The organism is Agrobacterium deltaense RV3 (assembly GCF_900013505.1).
In the GTDB taxonomy this organism is placed as follows: Bacteria; Pseudomonadota; Alphaproteobacteria; order Rhizobiales; family Rhizobiaceae; genus Agrobacterium; species Agrobacterium leguminum.
This window is the reverse complement of sequence record NZ_LT009745.1, coordinates 1,544,862-1,559,576: the sequence shown is the minus strand read 5'-3', so window position 1 is coordinate 1,559,576 and position 14,715 is coordinate 1,544,862. Positions and strand designations below refer to the sequence as shown.

Here is a 14,715-nt window from a genome sequence, read left to right as displayed (position 1 = left end):
ATAATGTATGCTATACGAAGTTATTACGCGTGGCAGCGGGATGAGGGGGCAAGCTCTCCGCATATCTCTGCGCTAGCCCCCTCATCCGACCCTTCGGGCCACCTTCTCCCCGGCGGGGAGAAGAAACAACCGGCAGCGCCTTGACCTCTCTCGGAGCAAAGAGAGGGCAATGCGGAACAAGACCGGCGCATTTTCGTTATCGCTCATGGAAGGAGGCGTGCCATGCAGCAGAATTCCTCTGAGGGGAGAACGATAAAGGCCGCCAACACGGCGAAGGTTTCGACTTACACGCCAAGCCTCATTTCTCTTAAGGGAAGTTATGTGGCGATGATATTTCGCAGACCGCTTTGCCGAAATCCGCTGGATGTGCGGAAGAAATAAGGGCGACGGCATTTGCCTGTTGTCTGCCACGCACATCGATGACGACGACTGCCGAAATGATCATGAGCTTTAGATGTCTCTAAAGTGTGATTTTCAATCCGGCCCGTCTCCACCTAGACTGGAGATCGCCACCAGAGCGAAGGGAGAATGACATGAAATCAGTTCTCATTATCGCCGCTGTCTTTGGTTTTTCCGCCAGTGCAGCGCTTGCGGAATGCGCAGGTCATCAACAGATCAACGCTTCCGTTCCTGCCGTAGACCGTGAATTCAAAACCGCAAGCATCGTTCCGCCGACAGATCCGGTGGAAAAGCCAGTCGTCATCCTGAAAAAGACCGACCGCCTTCCGCCAGCGGTTGCGACGACCGGTGAACCAGAAGCCGCAATGCAACGCATGCAATAAACACGCACAACAACCTCTTCATTCTAAAAATCCCGTGCGTGAGTTGATCCGCACGGGATTTTGCTTTCGGGAGGAAAGTGGGGCAGCCTCCGCTTTCACAGCGCCACGCTTGCCGGTTCTTTGCATCGGCGAGTAGAGCATTTCCAGTAAAAGTGCGAAGCGGTTTCACGTCCGGAAATGCGTAAAAACAAAGAGGTAGAGCACGCCCACCGATTCCGTTTAAACCGGGCGTGCCCTAGCTGTCGAGTTTCAGCGACAGCTGTTTCGGCCCTTCGTTCTTTTTGAGCACGTAAAGCGGCCGGGTGATGATGACTTCCGTTCGCCGTTGCAGCTCGCGCCGCCGCTCGAGCGCGCGTTCGCGCATATCGCGGGAGCGGGCGACAACGGAAAGGGCATTTTCTATGGCTGCGTCTGCTGTGTTCATCGCTGACCTCCATAATGTTCACTTTATGTTCTCATTATTGGTGGCTTGTGTCAACACTATGGCAGGGTTGCCGGCAGGCGGTTTGGCGCCCGGCGCGATGAACGCGGCGCGACGAGCTGCGTCCGGGTGCCGTGCGGGATCGACTTTGCCCACACGTCGGCCTTCACAGCACGAACCTGTTCCGGCAGTGTCGACAGGGACACTCCGAACCTGCTGTGTTGATTTTTGCGATGATGTTTCGATGACGCCGGCGCTGATCCGCCCGGGTTGAGGAGGGTATCAGGAGAGGGGGCGTTGATCCGGCGCGGGAACGCCGCCGGCGGACAATAGATCGGTGAGATGCTCGCTGGCGAGCGCGACGATGGCAAGGGCGGCCTGCTGGCGGTTCCAGCCGGCATGTTCGGCTTTTTCGATCAGCCCGTGAATGGAAGGTTCAAGTGCGAACTGGCACTCGGCCTGATAGTCCATGGTGTCGATCGAAAGCGACGGGGAATTGATTGCGGCCCGCATCCTTTGGTCTCCCTGTTTTCCGTCATGTCCACATACGCGAGACGCAAATCGGAACATGCACATTCAGAGGCCGGTGATATCGGGTTGCTCATGAGGCCCGCATATCACTGGCAGCGAATCCCCCAGCAGGCGGACGTTAGCGGCAAGTCTTGATCGCTGTCAACGCGTGCGCGGCGGCGATGACGTCGCCATCTAAGTTTTCAGAGCCTTCCGTTCCGGAAAGGCTTTCGCCGCCAGATCAGCAGCGCCATCACATAAAGCGCAAAAAGCACGAACCATGTGACGGGAAGCACCATGAAAAGCGCCGCATAAGCGCAATTTCCTTCAAAACAGGAGCCGAGAAATCCGGAATCGGCGAGCGCTGCCGACAATAAAAACGCACATATCCCGCTCCCGACCGCACCGAGAATGAAAAGCAATATGTTGATGAGCAATCTCATGGTCCCGATCATAAGGACGATTGAGACAGCTTTGGGGAAACGGGCGGTGCTGCAACGAGATTCCTGTCTCTTGAGGATATCGTTGCCAGCGGCAGGGCATGGCAATGCGAAAGTGAGGGACCGAATCGGCACAAGCGATCATGCGATGCTTTAAGTTAGCATCGCAACGTCTTGTCATTTCAGGAAGAATTTGGTGGGTGATGTAGGGCTCGAACCTACGACCCGCTGATTAAGAGTCAGCTGCTCTACCAACTGAGCTAATCACCCGACCGGCACCGTGTGGCGGTGTGAGGGGGCGTATAAAGGGGAAGTTTGGGCTTGTCCAGCGCGGAAATGAAATTTCTTCGATTTTTGTGACGAAAAAATTTCAGTCGCGCTGGAAAAGTCTGGAAATCCGGGGTTTTACGGATTTTTCCTTTTATTCATCCGCGCCTGAAAGCCCGGCCGATGAGGATGAGGATGCAGGCGCCGATGAAGCCGGCGATGAGGTAACCGAGCCAACCTTGCAGAACGATTCCAAATACCGAAAGGATGGCGTTGGCGACGATCGCGCCGACGATTCCAAGAAGGATGTTCATGAAAACACCCATATTGCTTTTCATGAATTGTTCGGCGAGCCACCCGGCGACACCACCGATGATGATGGCTGCGATCCAGCCAATGCCAGCAGATTCCATGATTTCCTCCCATGTTGCTGCATCATCAAAGGTGATGATTCTCGTGGTGAAAAGCAAGGCAAACTCCTGAAAACCTCGCTTTATGCGGGTGGTTTTCCGCGCGGCAGGCGCTAAAAAGCCTGATGCGGCGCAAAGAGACGAAAGGCATGGATGTGCGGTTGATGTTCGGCGGATTGATGGACGGCAGAAGGGTGTTCGACGGCCTGGTGCGGGATCGACGGCAAAGGGGCGCCATGGCGGTGATAATGGCCATGGTGCTTTTTCTGGCCGGCGGTCTTTTGTCGGCAATGCCGGCTGCGGCGCAGGGGGAAACAACATCGCCCGCCCCGGTGGCTATCCAGGCCTCGACCGTCGAACAGGCGAGGGCGGAGCTGGAGAAATGGAAGGCCGATGTCGCGGCGATCGCCAAACAGGTGGAAGCGGGCGGCAGCGACGATGTGCAGCTTGTGGACCTGAAGGGCCGCGCCGACACCATTGCCGCCGATGCCGCCGCCGCCAACACCAAGCTGCGCACCCGTCTCGACCAGATCAAGACCCGGCTGGATGCGCTGGGTGCGGCGCCTGCGGACGACCAGCCGCCGGAAGCCAGCATGGTGACGGAGGAGCGAAACCGGCTAACGGCGGAACGGGCCGAGGTGAATGCGATTGCCGGCGAGGTGGAGAGCACGGCCACCAATGCCGCGCAGATTTCCAATAACGTCACTGCCGTTCGCCGGGCGCTTTTCGCCGCCACCCTGTTCAAGCGCACGGAGGTTTCGGCGCAGACGCTGGGCGATGCCTCCTCCGCCTTTTTGACCGAATTGACCAACCTCAACAACGCTTTCAGCAGTTGGGCGAGTTTCGTCTGGAATTACAAGCGCCTGCCGATGTTCGGGGCGGTGACGCTGTCGATCATGGCCGCCCTACTGTTTCTCGTGGGCGGTTACCGGTTTTTCGGCAGCCGCATGGACCGGCGGGCCTTTACGGGCGAGCCTTCCTATCTGAGACGGCTTTCGGTGGCCTTCTGGTCGACCATGGTGCAGTCGCTGTCGCTGTTCCTGTTTCTCGTCACCTCCGCCTTCTTCCTCGATAATTTCAACGTGCTGCGGTCAGATATCGCGCCGATCCTGTTCGGGGCGATGGCGATCACCGGTTTCGTTTATTTCGTCTCGCGGCTGAGCTATGCGATCTTTGCGCCGACGCAGCCGGAATGGCGTCTTCTGAAGGTGTCCAACAAGGGCGCGCACACCCTGTCCTCGGCCGTGCTTTTAATGGCGCTCGTCAACGGGCTCGATTACCTGCTCGGCACGATCAGCGAGACGCTTTATTCGCCGCTGATCGTCACGGTTGCCAAGAGTTTCCTCGCCTCGATCATCATTGGCCTTATCCTGCTGACCGTGTCGTTCCTGCGGCCGGTGATCGGCGAGGGGCAGGATTATGACACCGGCAACCAGCGCCTGCCGCGCTGGCTCGTCATCCTGCTGCGGGTGGGCGGCCTCATTCTCATCGGCGCCTGCCTGACGGGTTATGTCGGGCTTGCGCGCTTCCTCGCCACGCAGATCGTCGCCACCGGCGCGGTGCTGGCGACGATGTATATCGGCATTCTCTCCGGCAAGGCGATTTCGCGACAGGGCGCCTTTGCGGAATCGCTCGCCGGCCGTTATCTCGCGCGGCGTTTCGGTCTCGGCGTGGTGGCGCTCGATCAGGCCGGTCTTGCCGCAGGGCTTGGCATCTATGCCGTCGCGCTTGCCTTCGGCGTGCCGCTCATCCTGTTTTCCTGGGGCTTCCAGCCGGGCGATATCGAAAGCTGGGCCTATCGTCTGTTGACCGGCATCACCGTCGGCAATGCTTCGATTTCGCTGATTGGCCTCTTCGGCGGCGTTCTCGTCTTCGCCATCGGTTACATCGTCACCCGCTGGTTCCAGAAGTGGCTGGACAATAACGTCATGGCGCGCGGCCAGGTGGATGCCGGGGTGCGCAACTCGGTCAAGACCGGTATCGGTTATCTCGGTATCGCCGTTGCCGCCATCTTCGGCGTTTCCTCCGCCGGCCTCAACCTCTCCAGCCTGGCGCTGGTGGCGTCGGCCCTTTCGGTCGGTATCGGTTTCGGCCTGCAGAACATCGTCTCCAACTTCGTCTCCGGCCTCATCCTGCTGGTGGAGCGCCCCTTCAAGGTTGGGGACTGGGTGGTAACAGGCACGACGGAAGGCACCGTCAAGCGGCTTTCCGTGCGCGCCACCGAAATCGAAACCTTCCGCGGCCAGTCGATCATCGTGCCGAATTCGGAGTTCATCAATTCCTCGGTCGGCAACTGGACACACCGCAACCGCATCATGCGCGCGGAAATTCCCGTTTCCGTCTCTTACGATTCCGATCCGCAGAAGGTGATGGATATTCTGCTGGAACTGGTGCGCGCCCACCCGCCGGTGCTGCGCAATCCCGAGCCGCATGTGGAGTTCCTGCGCTTTGGCGATTTTTCGCTGGATTTCGAACTGCGTTTCCACCTTGCCGATCTCTCCAACGGTCTTGGTGTGAAAAACGCGCTCCGTATCGCAATCCTCCAGCGCTTCCGGGAGGAGGGGATCGACATCCCGTTCCCGCAGCGCAACCTCAACATCCACGTGGAAGGCGACGCCAACCCGCAGATGCTGGCGGCGCTGCTTTCGGAGGAGGGCGACAAGGCAGTGGTGGCCCATACGGGGGCGGCAACGGCAGAGAAAGAGGCCTCGAAGAGCGAGAAGCTGACTGAGCCGAAGGAGAAACCCGACGCGAAAGCGTAGATCGCTGTTGCTTGTGGACGTCGAGTTCCGGGCAGCGGGACGAGGGGGCTAGGGTAGACGTATTTAGACAGCTTGCCCCCTTCATCCGACCCTTCGGGCCACCTTCTCCCGACGGGGAGAAGAAACGAGCGGCAAAGCTGTGCTGCATTCATCTGGCGTGCTCCGCATTTTCTTCCCTGTCGCAGCACCCTATGGCCATGTCGCAATCAGGCGGCTGAACAACCCGCAAGCGCTTCATATTCCTCCCATCCAATGTCGGCGGAATAAGGCAAGGCCGGCGCTTTTCAGGGGTTCTGTAAATGAAGACACATGCACGGGCGGTGGTGATCGGTGGCGGCGTCGTTGGCGTTTCGACGCTTTATCATCTTGCCAAGAAGGGCTGGAGCGACAGCGTGCTCATCGAGCGCAAGGAGCTGACTTCGGGTTCCACCTGGCATGCGGCCGGGCTTCTGCCGCTGTTCAACATGAGCTATTCGGTTGGCCAGATTCACAAATATTCCGTGAAGTTCTATGAGGAGCTTCAGGAAGAGACCGGCATGAATGTCGGCTTCTCCAAAGTCTCGAATATCCGTCTCGCCCGCACCAAGGATCGCTGGGACGAATATATGTATTATGCCGGCATCGCCGAGACTATCGGCGTGCGCGTCAACATGCTGACGCCGGAGCAGGTGAAGGAAATCTGGCCGCTCTGCGAGACGGACGGCCTGCTCGGCGCCATCCAGCATCCTGATGACGGTTATATTCAGCCTGCCGATCTGACGCAGGCGCTCGCCAAGGGCGCGCGTGACCGCGGGGCGACCATCTATCGCAACACCACCGTCACCGCCATCGAGCAGCTGGAAGACGGTCACTGGAAGGTGACGACCGACAAGGGCGAGATCATCGCCGAGCATATCATATCCTGCACGGGCTCCTTTGCCCGAAAGACCGGCGAAATGGTCGGCATCAACATTCCGGTCATTCCGGTCGAGCATCAATATATCGTCACCGAGCCGCACCCGGCCATCCAGGAGCGTCGTCGCCAGGGCCTGCCGGAAATGGGCGTGCTGCGCGAATCCGACTCCGCCTGGTACATGCGTGAGGAAGCGGGCGGCCTGATCCTCGGTCCTTATGAAGTCGGCGCGCCCGTCTGTTACGTCGACGGTCCTTCCGATGACAGCGAATATGAGCTGTTCCAGGAAGAACTCGACCGCCTGATGCCGCATATCGAAACCGCCATGGTGCGCGTTCCGGCCTTCGGCGAAGTGGGCATCAAGAAGGTCTATAACGGCGCTATCGCCTATACGCCTGACGGCAACCCGATTGTCGGTCCCGCTCCGGGCCTCAAGAATTTCTGGCTGAACGAAGGCCATTCCTTCGGCATCACAGCTGCCGGCGGTGCCGGCTGGCAGCTGGCCGAGTGGATCGTCGATGGCGAGCCGACGCTCGACCTGATGGGTGTCGATCCGCGCCGCTTCGGCCCTTACGCTACGGAAGGTTACCTCATCGCCAAGAACGAGGAAGCCTATGCCAATGTCTTCACCATGCATTACCCGGACGAAGAGCGCTCCGCCGCCCGTCCGCTGAAGACGACACCGGTTTATGACCGCCTGAAGAAGCTCGGCGGCGTGTTCGGCTCCGTCTATGGCTGGGAGCGCGCCAACTGGTATGCGCCGGAAGGTTATGCGCTGCGCGAGGAAGATCTCGGCGTCGGTGCGGATGTCATCACCAGCCACAACCATGCGCCGGCTTTGGATGACGGGCGTATCGTCGAGAAATGGTCGTTCCGCCGCTCGAATTATTTCGAACATGTCGGCAACGAGGTGAAGAATGTTCACCAGAATGTCGGCGTGCTCGATATGTCGGCCTTCGCCAAGATGGAGGTTTCCGGCCCCGGTGCGCGGGCATGGCTCGACAGCATTCTCGCCAATGCGGTGCCGAAGAAGCGTGGCCGTATCGCGCTCACCCATCTTCTGACGCCGAATGGCGGCGTGAAGGCGGAATTCACGGTCTATGAATGGGCGCCGGGCCGCTTCTACATGGTTTCGGCTGGTGGTCTCGAAGCGCATGACCATGACGTGCTGCGCCGCCTTGCGCCCACCGATGGTTCGGTTGTGCTGCAGCCGATCACGCAGAAATACGGCGTGCTGGTTCTTGCCGGTCCGAAGTCGCGCGATCTCCTGAAGAAGCTGACCCGCACCAGCCTTGAGAACAAGGATTTCCCCTGGCTCACCGGCAGGCAGATTTCTGTCGGCGTGGCGACGGCGCATGCGCTGCGCGTCAATTTCGTGGGCGAGCTTGGCTGGGAACTGCACCACCCGATCGAGATGCAGAACTACATCTTCGACCGGCTGATGGAAGCGGGCGCCGAATTCGGCATCAAGCCCTTCGGTATCCGCGCCATGGTCTCGATGTCGCTCGAAAAATCCTATCGCAACATGGGACGCGAACTGTCGGTCGAATATAACGCCTATGAATCGGGTCTCGACCGCTTCCTGCGCCCGGAGAAGAGCTTCATCGGCCGCGATGCGCTGGTGGCCTATAAAGAGGCCGGCGTGAAGTGGGTGTTCTCGACGCTCACCGTGTCTGGCAATACGGATGTCGATGCGCGCGGTTCGGAGGCAATCGTCGATGAAAACGGCGCGCTTGCGGGCCGCGTGACGAGCGGCGGTTTCGGCTGGCGTCTCGGCAAATCCATCGCGCTCGCCATGCTCAAACCGGAATATGCGGCCGTGGGCACCAAGCTCAAGATCCGCATTCTCGGTACGTCCTATGATGCCGAAGTGGTGGAAGAAAGCCCGTTCGACACGGACAATGCGCTTCTGCGCGCCTGAGACAAATATCCCTCCCAAAGTCGGAATACGGCCCCTCGCGGGCCGTATTTCCGTTTAGGTAAGCATGTGCTCAACTGCTTTTCCGGCAAAAGTGTTATTAATGATTTTGAAAAATGAGCCTGCTATCTTTCCCTGACATACGATGGGGGATCGGGGCAGAATGAATTTTCTAGGCATTACGGGCATGCAATATTCTGGCGTGCCTTTCACAAACAGCCGCATCTTGCTGGCGGAAGATACCAATGTGTTCACCCAGATGGTGAGCATGCGCCTGAAGGAACTGCTGGGCGTTACCGTGGAAGTGTGCCGCAATTTCGAGGAATTGCAGGCCTGTTACGAGCATTCTCCCGAACCGGTGACGCTGGCGATTTCCAACATCAACCTGCCGGGGGCGGAAAAGGGCGAGGCGCTGGAATATCTGATCGATCTTTCGATCCCGACCATCGTTTTCACCAGCACTTTTCATGAGGCGACGCGCGAAACGCTGATCGCGAAGGATGTGGTCGATTATATTCTGAAGGACAATATCTTCGCCGTGGATATGCTGACGGAATCCGTTTGTCGCTTCCTCACCAATCATCGCCACCATGTGCTGATCGTCGATGACAGCCCGACGGCGCGGGCGCTGCTTTCGAGCCGCCTCAAGCGTTATAATTTCCGCGTCAGCCTGGCGGACAGCGGTGCGAAGGCGCTCGATATTCTGAAGGCCAATCCCGATATCGGCCTCGTGGTGACCGATTACAACATGCCCGATATTGACGGATTCGAACTGACACGGCGCATCCGCACCATGCGCGGGTCGCATGAGCTGCGCATCATCGGGGTGTCTTCCTCCACCAACCGGCTGCTTTCGGCGCGGTTCCTGAAGGCGGGCGGCAATGATTTCATGCTGCGCCCCTTCATCGACGAGGAGTTTTATTGCCGGGTCAACCAGAACCTCGATACGCTGGTTCAGATACAGCTGGCGAAAGCGGGGGTAAGGCCGGCGGCCTGAGCCCAGGCTTTTCCCGCTAAAGCTGCGATTCCAGCGGCAGGAAGCGCATGATACCGGCAACGATGCGGCGGCTGATGGCAGCGTCGGGTTCGCGCCGGTATGTCCTTGTCCGCCCCTGTTCTTCCGTCATCCAGACGATGTGCCTGCCTTTGTCGATTTCCAGCTCGAAGCTCATGGTGCGGCGGATCTCGCCGGCAAATATCTCGTCCATACAGGCAACCAGCGGCGCCGAGTTGAAGACGACGCCCATTTCCGTATTCAGCGAGGCGGAACGCGGATCGAAATTGAGCGAACCGATATAGCCGGTCCTGCCATCGCGGGTGAAGGCCTTGGTGTGCAGGCTCGCCTGTCCCGAGCCGCGCAGGGTGAAGTTCGACTGATCCGCCTGCGCGCGCAGCTCGTGCAGGCGCACCCCGCCGGAGAGAAGCGGTTTTCGGTAGCGGGCATAACCGGCGTGCACGGCGGCCACATCTGTCGCGGCCAGCGAATTGGTGAGGATGGCGACCGACACGCCGTTTTCTGCGAGCTGTTGAAATATCCCCACACCCTGTTTGCCGGGAATGAAATAGGGGGAGGTAATGTGCAGGCTGTCGCTTGCCGCCTGCATCAGCGGCAGCAGGCTTTCCATCAGGAAGTTATGACCCTTGCGGCGTTTGCCCGCCGCCTTTTCCGGCGGGTCAGCAAGGATATCCGCCGCCTCGACCCAGTGCAGACGGTCCGACATCAGGAAATGGTCGCGGCCATACTGGCTATCGACCCGCTCCAGATAGGGTTTTGCCGCTTCGCTTTTCGGCAGGGCATCGAGTTCGCGGCGCAATCTGGCGAGTTTGCTCGGTCTGCGCGCCAGGAGAGAGCGCACGGGCACGGAAACGGCGCTGTTCCAGTAATCGTCGAAGATTTCGGTGGCGTCGGCGACGATGTTGCCGAAGCCGAGAATATCAAAATCGTGGAAATTTGCCCGCTCGGCAGCGTCGAAATAGGCGTCGCCAATGTTGCGCCCGCCGACGATCACGGCCCGGCCATCGGCAATCCAGGCTTTGTTGTGCATGCGCCGGTTGACGCTTCGGAAGCGCAGTACCAGCTCGATGCTTCGATGCAGAATGTTTTCCCGCGCCCGGGTGGGGTTGAACAGTCGCAACTCTATATTCGGATGGCTGTCGATGGCGTGGAAGATACGGTCGGAGATGGAAACACCGAGATCGTCAAGCAGAAGACGCACGCGCACGCCGCGATCGGCGGCGGCGACGACTTCGCGCATCATCAGCCGTCCGGTTAGGTCGGCATTCCACATGTAATACATCAGGTCGAGGCTGCGCCCGGCGGCACGCGCCGCCGCCACGCGCACCGCAAAGGCATCGAGGTTGGAATGCAGCAGGCAGAGCGCATTTTTCTCGTTCCAGCCGTTTCTTATCGATTGCCAATGCCGGTCCAGCGTCGTCGCGTCTTCGGCAAGGGGCAGGGCGGTGGAGGGGCGCTTGGGAATGGCCTTTTCCCGCTGTTTGCCGATGACGACAAACAGGCTCGGTCCAATGACCATAAGAAGAATGATGATGAAGACCGTAAATGCAGTCACTTGTTTTGATCGCTCCCGGCCCGAAGAGTATCAGGCGGGATGAAAACGCGCGAGGGGATAAAGCGTTCACGGCACCTCGTGCCATCAGCGTGAAAAAGACGCGTTTTCCACGCGCCGAAAGGGCTTGTGAATCACATAAGTGTGTGCTTATGTGTTGTCATGACAGAGAACGATATTTTCCGGGCGCTGGCCGATCCGACGCGCCGCGCCATTTTCGAAAAGTTGGCGGATGGCGCCATGAACGCTTCCGCCCTGCGTGAGGGGATCGAGATCAGCCAGCCGGCCATGTCGCAGCATCTTTCAGTGTTGCGCGGGGCAGGGCTGGTGGTCGAGAAGCGGCAGGGCCGTTTCGTCAATTATGAGGTGGATCCGGACGGGCTGACGCGCATTGCGGCCTGGCTCGGCAAATATCGCGCCTACTGGCCGCAGCGCATTGAGGCTCTCAAACTCCTGCTGAAGGATATGGACCAATGAACAGGCAGACATCGGAAGTGCCGAAAAACGGCATCGAGCTTGAATATGATCTGGACGAGCCGCCTCAAAAGGTCTGGCGCGCCATCAGCATTCCGGCGTTTCGTGAAAACTGGCTGCCGAAGGAGGCTTTGGCGGAACCCGACGCTATCGATATCAAGCCCGGCGAGGAGGTTTGCTACCGGCTGCGCGAGGATAATCCGCCATTTCTGGAAAGCACCGTCACCTTCAGGATCGCGGCGAACGCCCATGGCGGCACCAGCCTGCGCATCATTCATGACCTGCCCGCCAATACCAGCCTGATGATAAAGGCCGCCGCAAACCATAACGGTTCGCCGATCAAGCTCGCCGCCTGATCCGGAACGTTCCCCGACATTTCAACGACAGGAGTTCGCCGATGCGCGAAGCGATGCAACTCGTCCCTATGGTAGTCGAACAATCGTCAAGGGGGGAAAGGTCTTTCGATATCTATTCCCGGCTGTTGCGGGAAAGGATCATCTTCCTCAACGGCGAGGTGAACGATGCGGTTTCGGCGCTGGTCTGCGCGCAATTGCTGTTTCTGGAGGCGGAAAACCCGAAGAAGCCGATCCATCTCTATATCAATTCGCCGGGCGGTGTGGTGACCAGCGGTCTCGCCATGTACGACACCATGCATTATATCCGCGCACCGGTTCATACGCTCTGCATGGGAACAGCCCGCTCCATGGGATCGTTTCTGCTGATGGCGGGGGAACCGGGCGCGCGGAGCGCCCTTCCCAATGCCAGCATCCACATTCATCAACCGCTGGGCGGTTTCCAGGGGCAGGCTTCGGACATGCTGATCCATGCCGAAGAGATGCGGCAGACCAAGCACCGTATGACGCGGCTTTATTCCGAACATTGCAAACACAGCTATGAAAAATTCGAGGCGGCCATGGACCGTGATTTTTTCATGACGGCGGAGGAAGCCCAAGAATGGGGACTGATCGACCGCATTCTGGGTGTTCGTGAGGATATCGCGGCATAAGCCAGACGGTTATTCGGATTTCCTGCATATATTGGCGCCCACAGGCGGGACCTCCAGACTGCGCCGGTCCAATTGTGCAAGTACCTCGCCGAAACCGAAGCGGGATGTCCAGCCCAGACCCTCTGCGGCGCAAGCGGGCGAATAGATCCGGTCAATCGTTGCCGGCTGCGCCCATTCCCTTTGCGTGAAAGCGTCGGCGAGGGCCGGGGTCCGCTGCCGGAGAACGGAAGCGGCATCCTTGGCGAGGCTGTCGCAGTCATCGGCGGAAAACGGGATGGTTGCCGATATGATATAGCGCTGGAAATCGTCTCCCGCATTGGTCAGCGCCAGCACATGGGCATCGGCGACATCGCGCATATCGACGCCGCGATGCAGCCACTCGGCCCGGCCTCGTAATTTTCTGAAGCTGCACCATGCCGTGTTTGCTTGGAAAGTGCGGGGAACTGAGCCGGTGTCACCTCTCAGTGCCAATCACTTCAGAACGCCATGAACCTGAGAAATAGCCCGGATCAGGACACAACAAGCGCCATATTTGACCACTTTCTCTACAGCGAAACTTACGCTCGGTCGGTTCAAAAAAAATAGTCTTATCTTCTACGATTTCTTCGCACTCTCCTCTTTTTACTTGCTCTTCGAGCCACGCTAAAAATCGCCGATATTCGCTTAAGCTTCTGAAGAAGGAAATTTCTTCCCAGTCACAGTTTTTCATTGTTTTATTCAGTTAGGGTTCATGGGCTGATTGATTGATCGATCTAAATAGATTTTATTATTCATAATTCACCAGAAGTCTATCTTCCAAAGATGCGCCTGTGTTCTTCGCGCATTCGCATTCCAAGAAATTGAATCAATTCGCGATCAGACGCATTGAGAGGGTCAATATGCTCCAGTACTGAAACAGACAAAAGTTCACTCAGTTCGTCATCGTAATCTCCAGAGAAATTTGTTTCCAGGGCGGCAAAAAACGGGCGACCCATTGTTCATTCTTGCATTGTTGAGCGCGCCTCAGATAATCTGAGACAAGTATATGAGGCAAAATCTCGCCAGAGTTGTCATGCAAATGCTCGGAAAATACAGCCTTTAACGCGTCAAAACGTTCTGCTAAATCGGTCGTAAAATTTATGCTAATTCTACTCATCATAGCCCTTTTAGTGCTTTTGTGAGGTCGCTAAGGATGTCTCTCGCGACCTCACGGTCAACGGCAAGCGTATGAGGTGTGTTGCAGCCAATTTTCTAGGCCCATACCCGAGCCGGAAGACCATGCCTTAGAGCCGTCTTCCTTTGACGCGTGAACGCTCCAGTCGGCCGGATTCACACCAATCGTTAGGCCGAAGGAGAAGAAGCGTCATAGTCCTCAAACTCCCAAAACATGTAACGAGCTAAAGTATTGGCTATCTCGTCCCATGTTTCCCCGAATACACTATTAATCAATTGCTGGACTGCTAGTTTGATCGCGGCCTCATCATACTCGTTTACAAATAATACATGTCTGGCAAATGTTGGTTTATCGACACGGTTCTTGTGAAACCATTTTGGAGAACAAACTTCAAAGCTGAAAATATCTCCTCCTGCTCCGCCAATAACACCCACTGTTACGTCCATGCCAACACAGAAATCAGTTAGATCATCGGGCCAGTAGTTTGCCAGCTCTCCACCAACCATTGAATATGATTTTATCTCAGCTCTCATGGTACGACATCCACATGACCGTTAGATCCCCATTTCAACTGCCCGGGGGAGTCTTTGCTCAAACATGATCTGATCGGCGTTTCAGTACCCGAAAATTCTGTCTTATCCGATATGCCAGACCAATTTTCACAAATTCAAGTTTCCGGAAGCAAAATCCAGAAAAAAATCATATATACTCACGTCAAAAACCTTGTTAATGTTCGGACCTATAACGCACATTCTACTTTCCGAATAAAATAGAGTGTCCATATATATATAGTTTCCAAATCCATCTTCTGAGATCGCAATTAGACTTGGCCGCTCCGCCCCCACCTGTTTCCATTCTCTCAATTGTTGAGTCACTGAAACAACGTTTTGCCAAAGCGGCGGATCGTTATTTTCGGCGCTAGGTAAGCCGAATATCGTGAAGCCATCAGCCAACACAGCACCATACGTTCTTAACAAATCCGCGTATTCTAGGGGGAATTGGACACCCAACTCCGCTTCTGCGTGTTGAATTTCATGAGTCTCAACTGGTCCTGAAATTTGCCCCTCGTAGCATAGTGCATCAAACTCTTTGCGTCGTGTTGTCACCAAAATT

The 14,715-nt window shown here is 57.3% G+C and carries 17 protein-coding genes and 1 tRNA gene; 7 read left to right on the top strand and 11 right to left on the bottom strand.

Annotated elements, in window-relative coordinates:
• Positions 1-533 precede the first annotated feature (533 nt).
• Positions 534-782: a hypothetical protein gene (locus AGR7B_RS07865; RefSeq protein WP_078053044.1), complete on the top strand. Its 249-nt coding sequence runs from the start codon at positions 534-536 to the stop codon at positions 780-782.
• Positions 783-1,017: 235 nt separating this feature from the next.
• On the opposite strand, the gene AGR7B_RS07860 is transcribed toward AGR7B_RS07865, so the two are convergent.
• From AGR7B_RS07860 to AGR7B_RS07840, 6 genes are all read right to left on the bottom strand, one after another.
• Positions 1,018-1,206, bottom strand: a complete 189-nt coding sequence (locus AGR7B_RS07860; RefSeq protein WP_003524758.1) for a hypothetical protein — start codon at positions 1,204-1,206, stop codon at positions 1,018-1,020.
• 56 nt (positions 1,207-1,262) lie between these two features.
• Positions 1,263-1,409 (bottom strand): hypothetical protein, encoded by a 147-nt coding sequence (locus AGR7B_RS25840; protein WP_158080269.1) that lies wholly within the window; start codon positions 1,407-1,409, stop codon positions 1,263-1,265.
• Between the two features lie 76 nt (positions 1,410-1,485).
• The gene (locus tag AGR7B_RS07855; protein WP_003524760.1) at positions 1,486-1,716 is read right to left on the bottom strand and encodes a hypothetical protein; all 231 of its coding nucleotides are present in this window, start codon (positions 1,714-1,716) and stop codon (positions 1,486-1,488) included.
• A 200-nt stretch (positions 1,717-1,916) separates the two neighbouring features.
• Positions 1,917-2,168 carry a hypothetical protein gene (locus tag AGR7B_RS07850; protein ID WP_020810465.1) on the bottom strand — a complete coding sequence of 84 codons (252 nt, stop codon included), beginning with the start codon at positions 2,166-2,168 and terminating at the stop codon, positions 1,917-1,919.
• Between the two features lie 179 nt (positions 2,169-2,347).
• Positions 2,348-2,423: transfer RNA gene (locus tag AGR7B_RS07845), tRNA-Lys, on the bottom strand.
• 155 nt (positions 2,424-2,578) lie between these two features.
• A complete protein-coding gene (locus tag AGR7B_RS07840; RefSeq protein ID WP_065655036.1) occupies positions 2,579-2,833 on the bottom strand; it encodes a GlsB/YeaQ/YmgE family stress response membrane protein in 255 nt (84 codons plus the stop codon).
• A gap of 122 nt (positions 2,834-2,955) precedes the next feature.
• Between AGR7B_RS07840 and AGR7B_RS07835 the strand changes: the two genes are divergently transcribed.
• From AGR7B_RS07835 to AGR7B_RS07825, 3 genes are all read left to right on the top strand, one after another.
• Positions 2,956-5,592 (top strand): mechanosensitive ion channel family protein, encoded by a 2,637-nt coding sequence (locus tag AGR7B_RS07835; protein ID WP_121490408.1) that lies wholly within the window; start codon positions 2,956-2,958, stop codon positions 5,590-5,592.
• Between the two features lie 299 nt (positions 5,593-5,891).
• The gene (locus AGR7B_RS07830) at positions 5,892-8,405 is read left to right on the top strand and encodes a GcvT family protein (protein WP_080856408.1); all 2,514 of its coding nucleotides are present in this window, start codon (positions 5,892-5,894) and stop codon (positions 8,403-8,405) included.
• Positions 8,406-8,565: 160 nt separating this feature from the next.
• A complete protein-coding gene (locus tag AGR7B_RS07825) occupies positions 8,566-9,399 on the top strand; it encodes a response regulator (protein WP_065655037.1) in 834 nt (277 codons plus the stop codon).
• 16 nt (positions 9,400-9,415) lie between these two features.
• On the opposite strand, the gene AGR7B_RS07820 is transcribed toward AGR7B_RS07825, so the two are convergent.
• Entirely contained in the window at positions 9,416-10,972 is a 1,557-nt protein-coding gene (locus AGR7B_RS07820; protein WP_080856407.1) for a phospholipase D family protein, read from the bottom strand.
• A gap of 159 nt (positions 10,973-11,131) precedes the next feature.
• On the opposite strand from AGR7B_RS07820, the gene AGR7B_RS07815 reads away from it, so the two are divergent.
• Genes AGR7B_RS07815 through AGR7B_RS07805 form a run of 3 tightly spaced genes read left to right on the top strand, consistent with a single transcriptional unit; the run spans position 11,132 to position 12,449 of the window.
• Positions 11,132-11,446 carry an ArsR/SmtB family transcription factor gene (locus AGR7B_RS07815; RefSeq protein ID WP_003524773.1) on the top strand — a complete coding sequence of 105 codons (315 nt, stop codon included), beginning with the start codon at positions 11,132-11,134 and terminating at the stop codon, positions 11,444-11,446.
• On the top strand, positions 11,443-11,799 hold the full coding sequence (locus tag AGR7B_RS07810) for an SRPBCC family protein (protein ID WP_080856406.1): 357 nt from the start codon (positions 11,443-11,445) through the stop codon (positions 11,797-11,799). Before AGR7B_RS07815 ends, AGR7B_RS07810 begins: the two co-directional genes overlap by 4 nt.
• A 41-nt stretch (positions 11,800-11,840) precedes the next feature.
• On the top strand, positions 11,841-12,449 hold the full coding sequence (locus AGR7B_RS07805; protein WP_080856405.1) for an ATP-dependent Clp protease proteolytic subunit: 609 nt from the start codon (positions 11,841-11,843) through the stop codon (positions 12,447-12,449).
• A 9-nt stretch (positions 12,450-12,458) separates the two neighbouring features.
• On the opposite strand, the gene AGR7B_RS07800 is transcribed toward AGR7B_RS07805, so the two are convergent.
• From AGR7B_RS07800 to AGR7B_RS07790, 4 genes are all read right to left on the bottom strand, one after another.
• Complete coding sequence (locus tag AGR7B_RS07800) at positions 12,459-12,806, bottom strand: NAD-dependent epimerase/dehydratase family protein (protein ID WP_245317696.1); 348 nt, start codon at positions 12,804-12,806, stop codon at positions 12,459-12,461.
• A gap of 97 nt (positions 12,807-12,903) precedes the next feature.
• On the bottom strand, positions 12,904-13,158 hold the full coding sequence (locus AGR7B_RS25835) for a hypothetical protein (protein ID WP_162934078.1): 255 nt from the start codon (positions 13,156-13,158) through the stop codon (positions 12,904-12,906).
• 611 nt (positions 13,159-13,769) lie between these two features.
• Positions 13,770-14,135 carry an immunity 8 family protein gene (locus AGR7B_RS07795; protein WP_080856403.1) on the bottom strand — a complete coding sequence of 122 codons (366 nt, stop codon included), beginning with the start codon at positions 14,133-14,135 and terminating at the stop codon, positions 13,770-13,772.
• Between the two features lie 126 nt (positions 14,136-14,261).
• Positions 14,262-14,708 (bottom strand): SMI1/KNR4 family protein, encoded by a 447-nt coding sequence (locus AGR7B_RS07790; protein WP_080856402.1) that lies wholly within the window; start codon positions 14,706-14,708, stop codon positions 14,262-14,264.
• Positions 14,709-14,715: the final 7 nt, after the last annotated feature.

Coding starts and splice junctions, on each gene's coding strand:
- AGR7B_RS07865 (WP_078053044.1), top strand. CDS start 534: ATGAAATCAGTTCTCATTATCGCCGCTGTCTTTGGTTTTTCCGCCAGT.
- AGR7B_RS07860 (WP_003524758.1), bottom strand. CDS start 1,206: ATGAACACAGCAGACGCAGCCATAGAAAATGCCCTTTCCGTTGTCGCC.
- AGR7B_RS07855 (WP_003524760.1), bottom strand. CDS start 1,716: ATGCGGGCCGCAATCAATTCCCCGTCGCTTTCGATCGACACCATGGAC.
- AGR7B_RS07850 (WP_020810465.1), bottom strand. CDS start 2,168: ATGATCGGGACCATGAGATTGCTCATCAACATATTGCTTTTCATTCTC.
- AGR7B_RS07840 (WP_065655036.1), bottom strand. CDS start 2,833: ATGGAATCTGCTGGCATTGGCTGGATCGCAGCCATCATCATCGGTGGT.
- AGR7B_RS07835 (WP_121490408.1), top strand. CDS start 2,956: ATGCGGCGCAAAGAGACGAAAGGCATGGATGTGCGGTTGATGTTCGGC.
- AGR7B_RS07830 (WP_080856408.1), top strand. CDS start 5,892: ATGAAGACACATGCACGGGCGGTGGTGATCGGTGGCGGCGTCGTTGGC.
- AGR7B_RS07825 (WP_065655037.1), top strand. CDS start 8,566: ATGAATTTTCTAGGCATTACGGGCATGCAATATTCTGGCGTGCCTTTC.
- AGR7B_RS07815 (WP_003524773.1), top strand. CDS start 11,132: ATGACAGAGAACGATATTTTCCGGGCGCTGGCCGATCCGACGCGCCGC.
- AGR7B_RS07810 (WP_080856406.1), top strand. CDS start 11,443: ATGAACAGGCAGACATCGGAAGTGCCGAAAAACGGCATCGAGCTTGAA.
- AGR7B_RS07805 (WP_080856405.1), top strand. CDS start 11,841: ATGCGCGAAGCGATGCAACTCGTCCCTATGGTAGTCGAACAATCGTCA.
- AGR7B_RS07800 (WP_245317696.1), bottom strand. CDS start 12,806: ATGCGCGATGTCGCCGATGCCCATGTGCTGGCGCTGACCAATGCGGGA.
- AGR7B_RS25835 (WP_162934078.1), bottom strand. CDS start 13,158: ATGAAAAACTGTGACTGGGAAGAAATTTCCTTCTTCAGAAGCTTAAGC.
- AGR7B_RS07795 (WP_080856403.1), bottom strand. CDS start 14,135: ATGAGAGCTGAGATAAAATCATATTCAATGGTTGGTGGAGAGCTGGCA.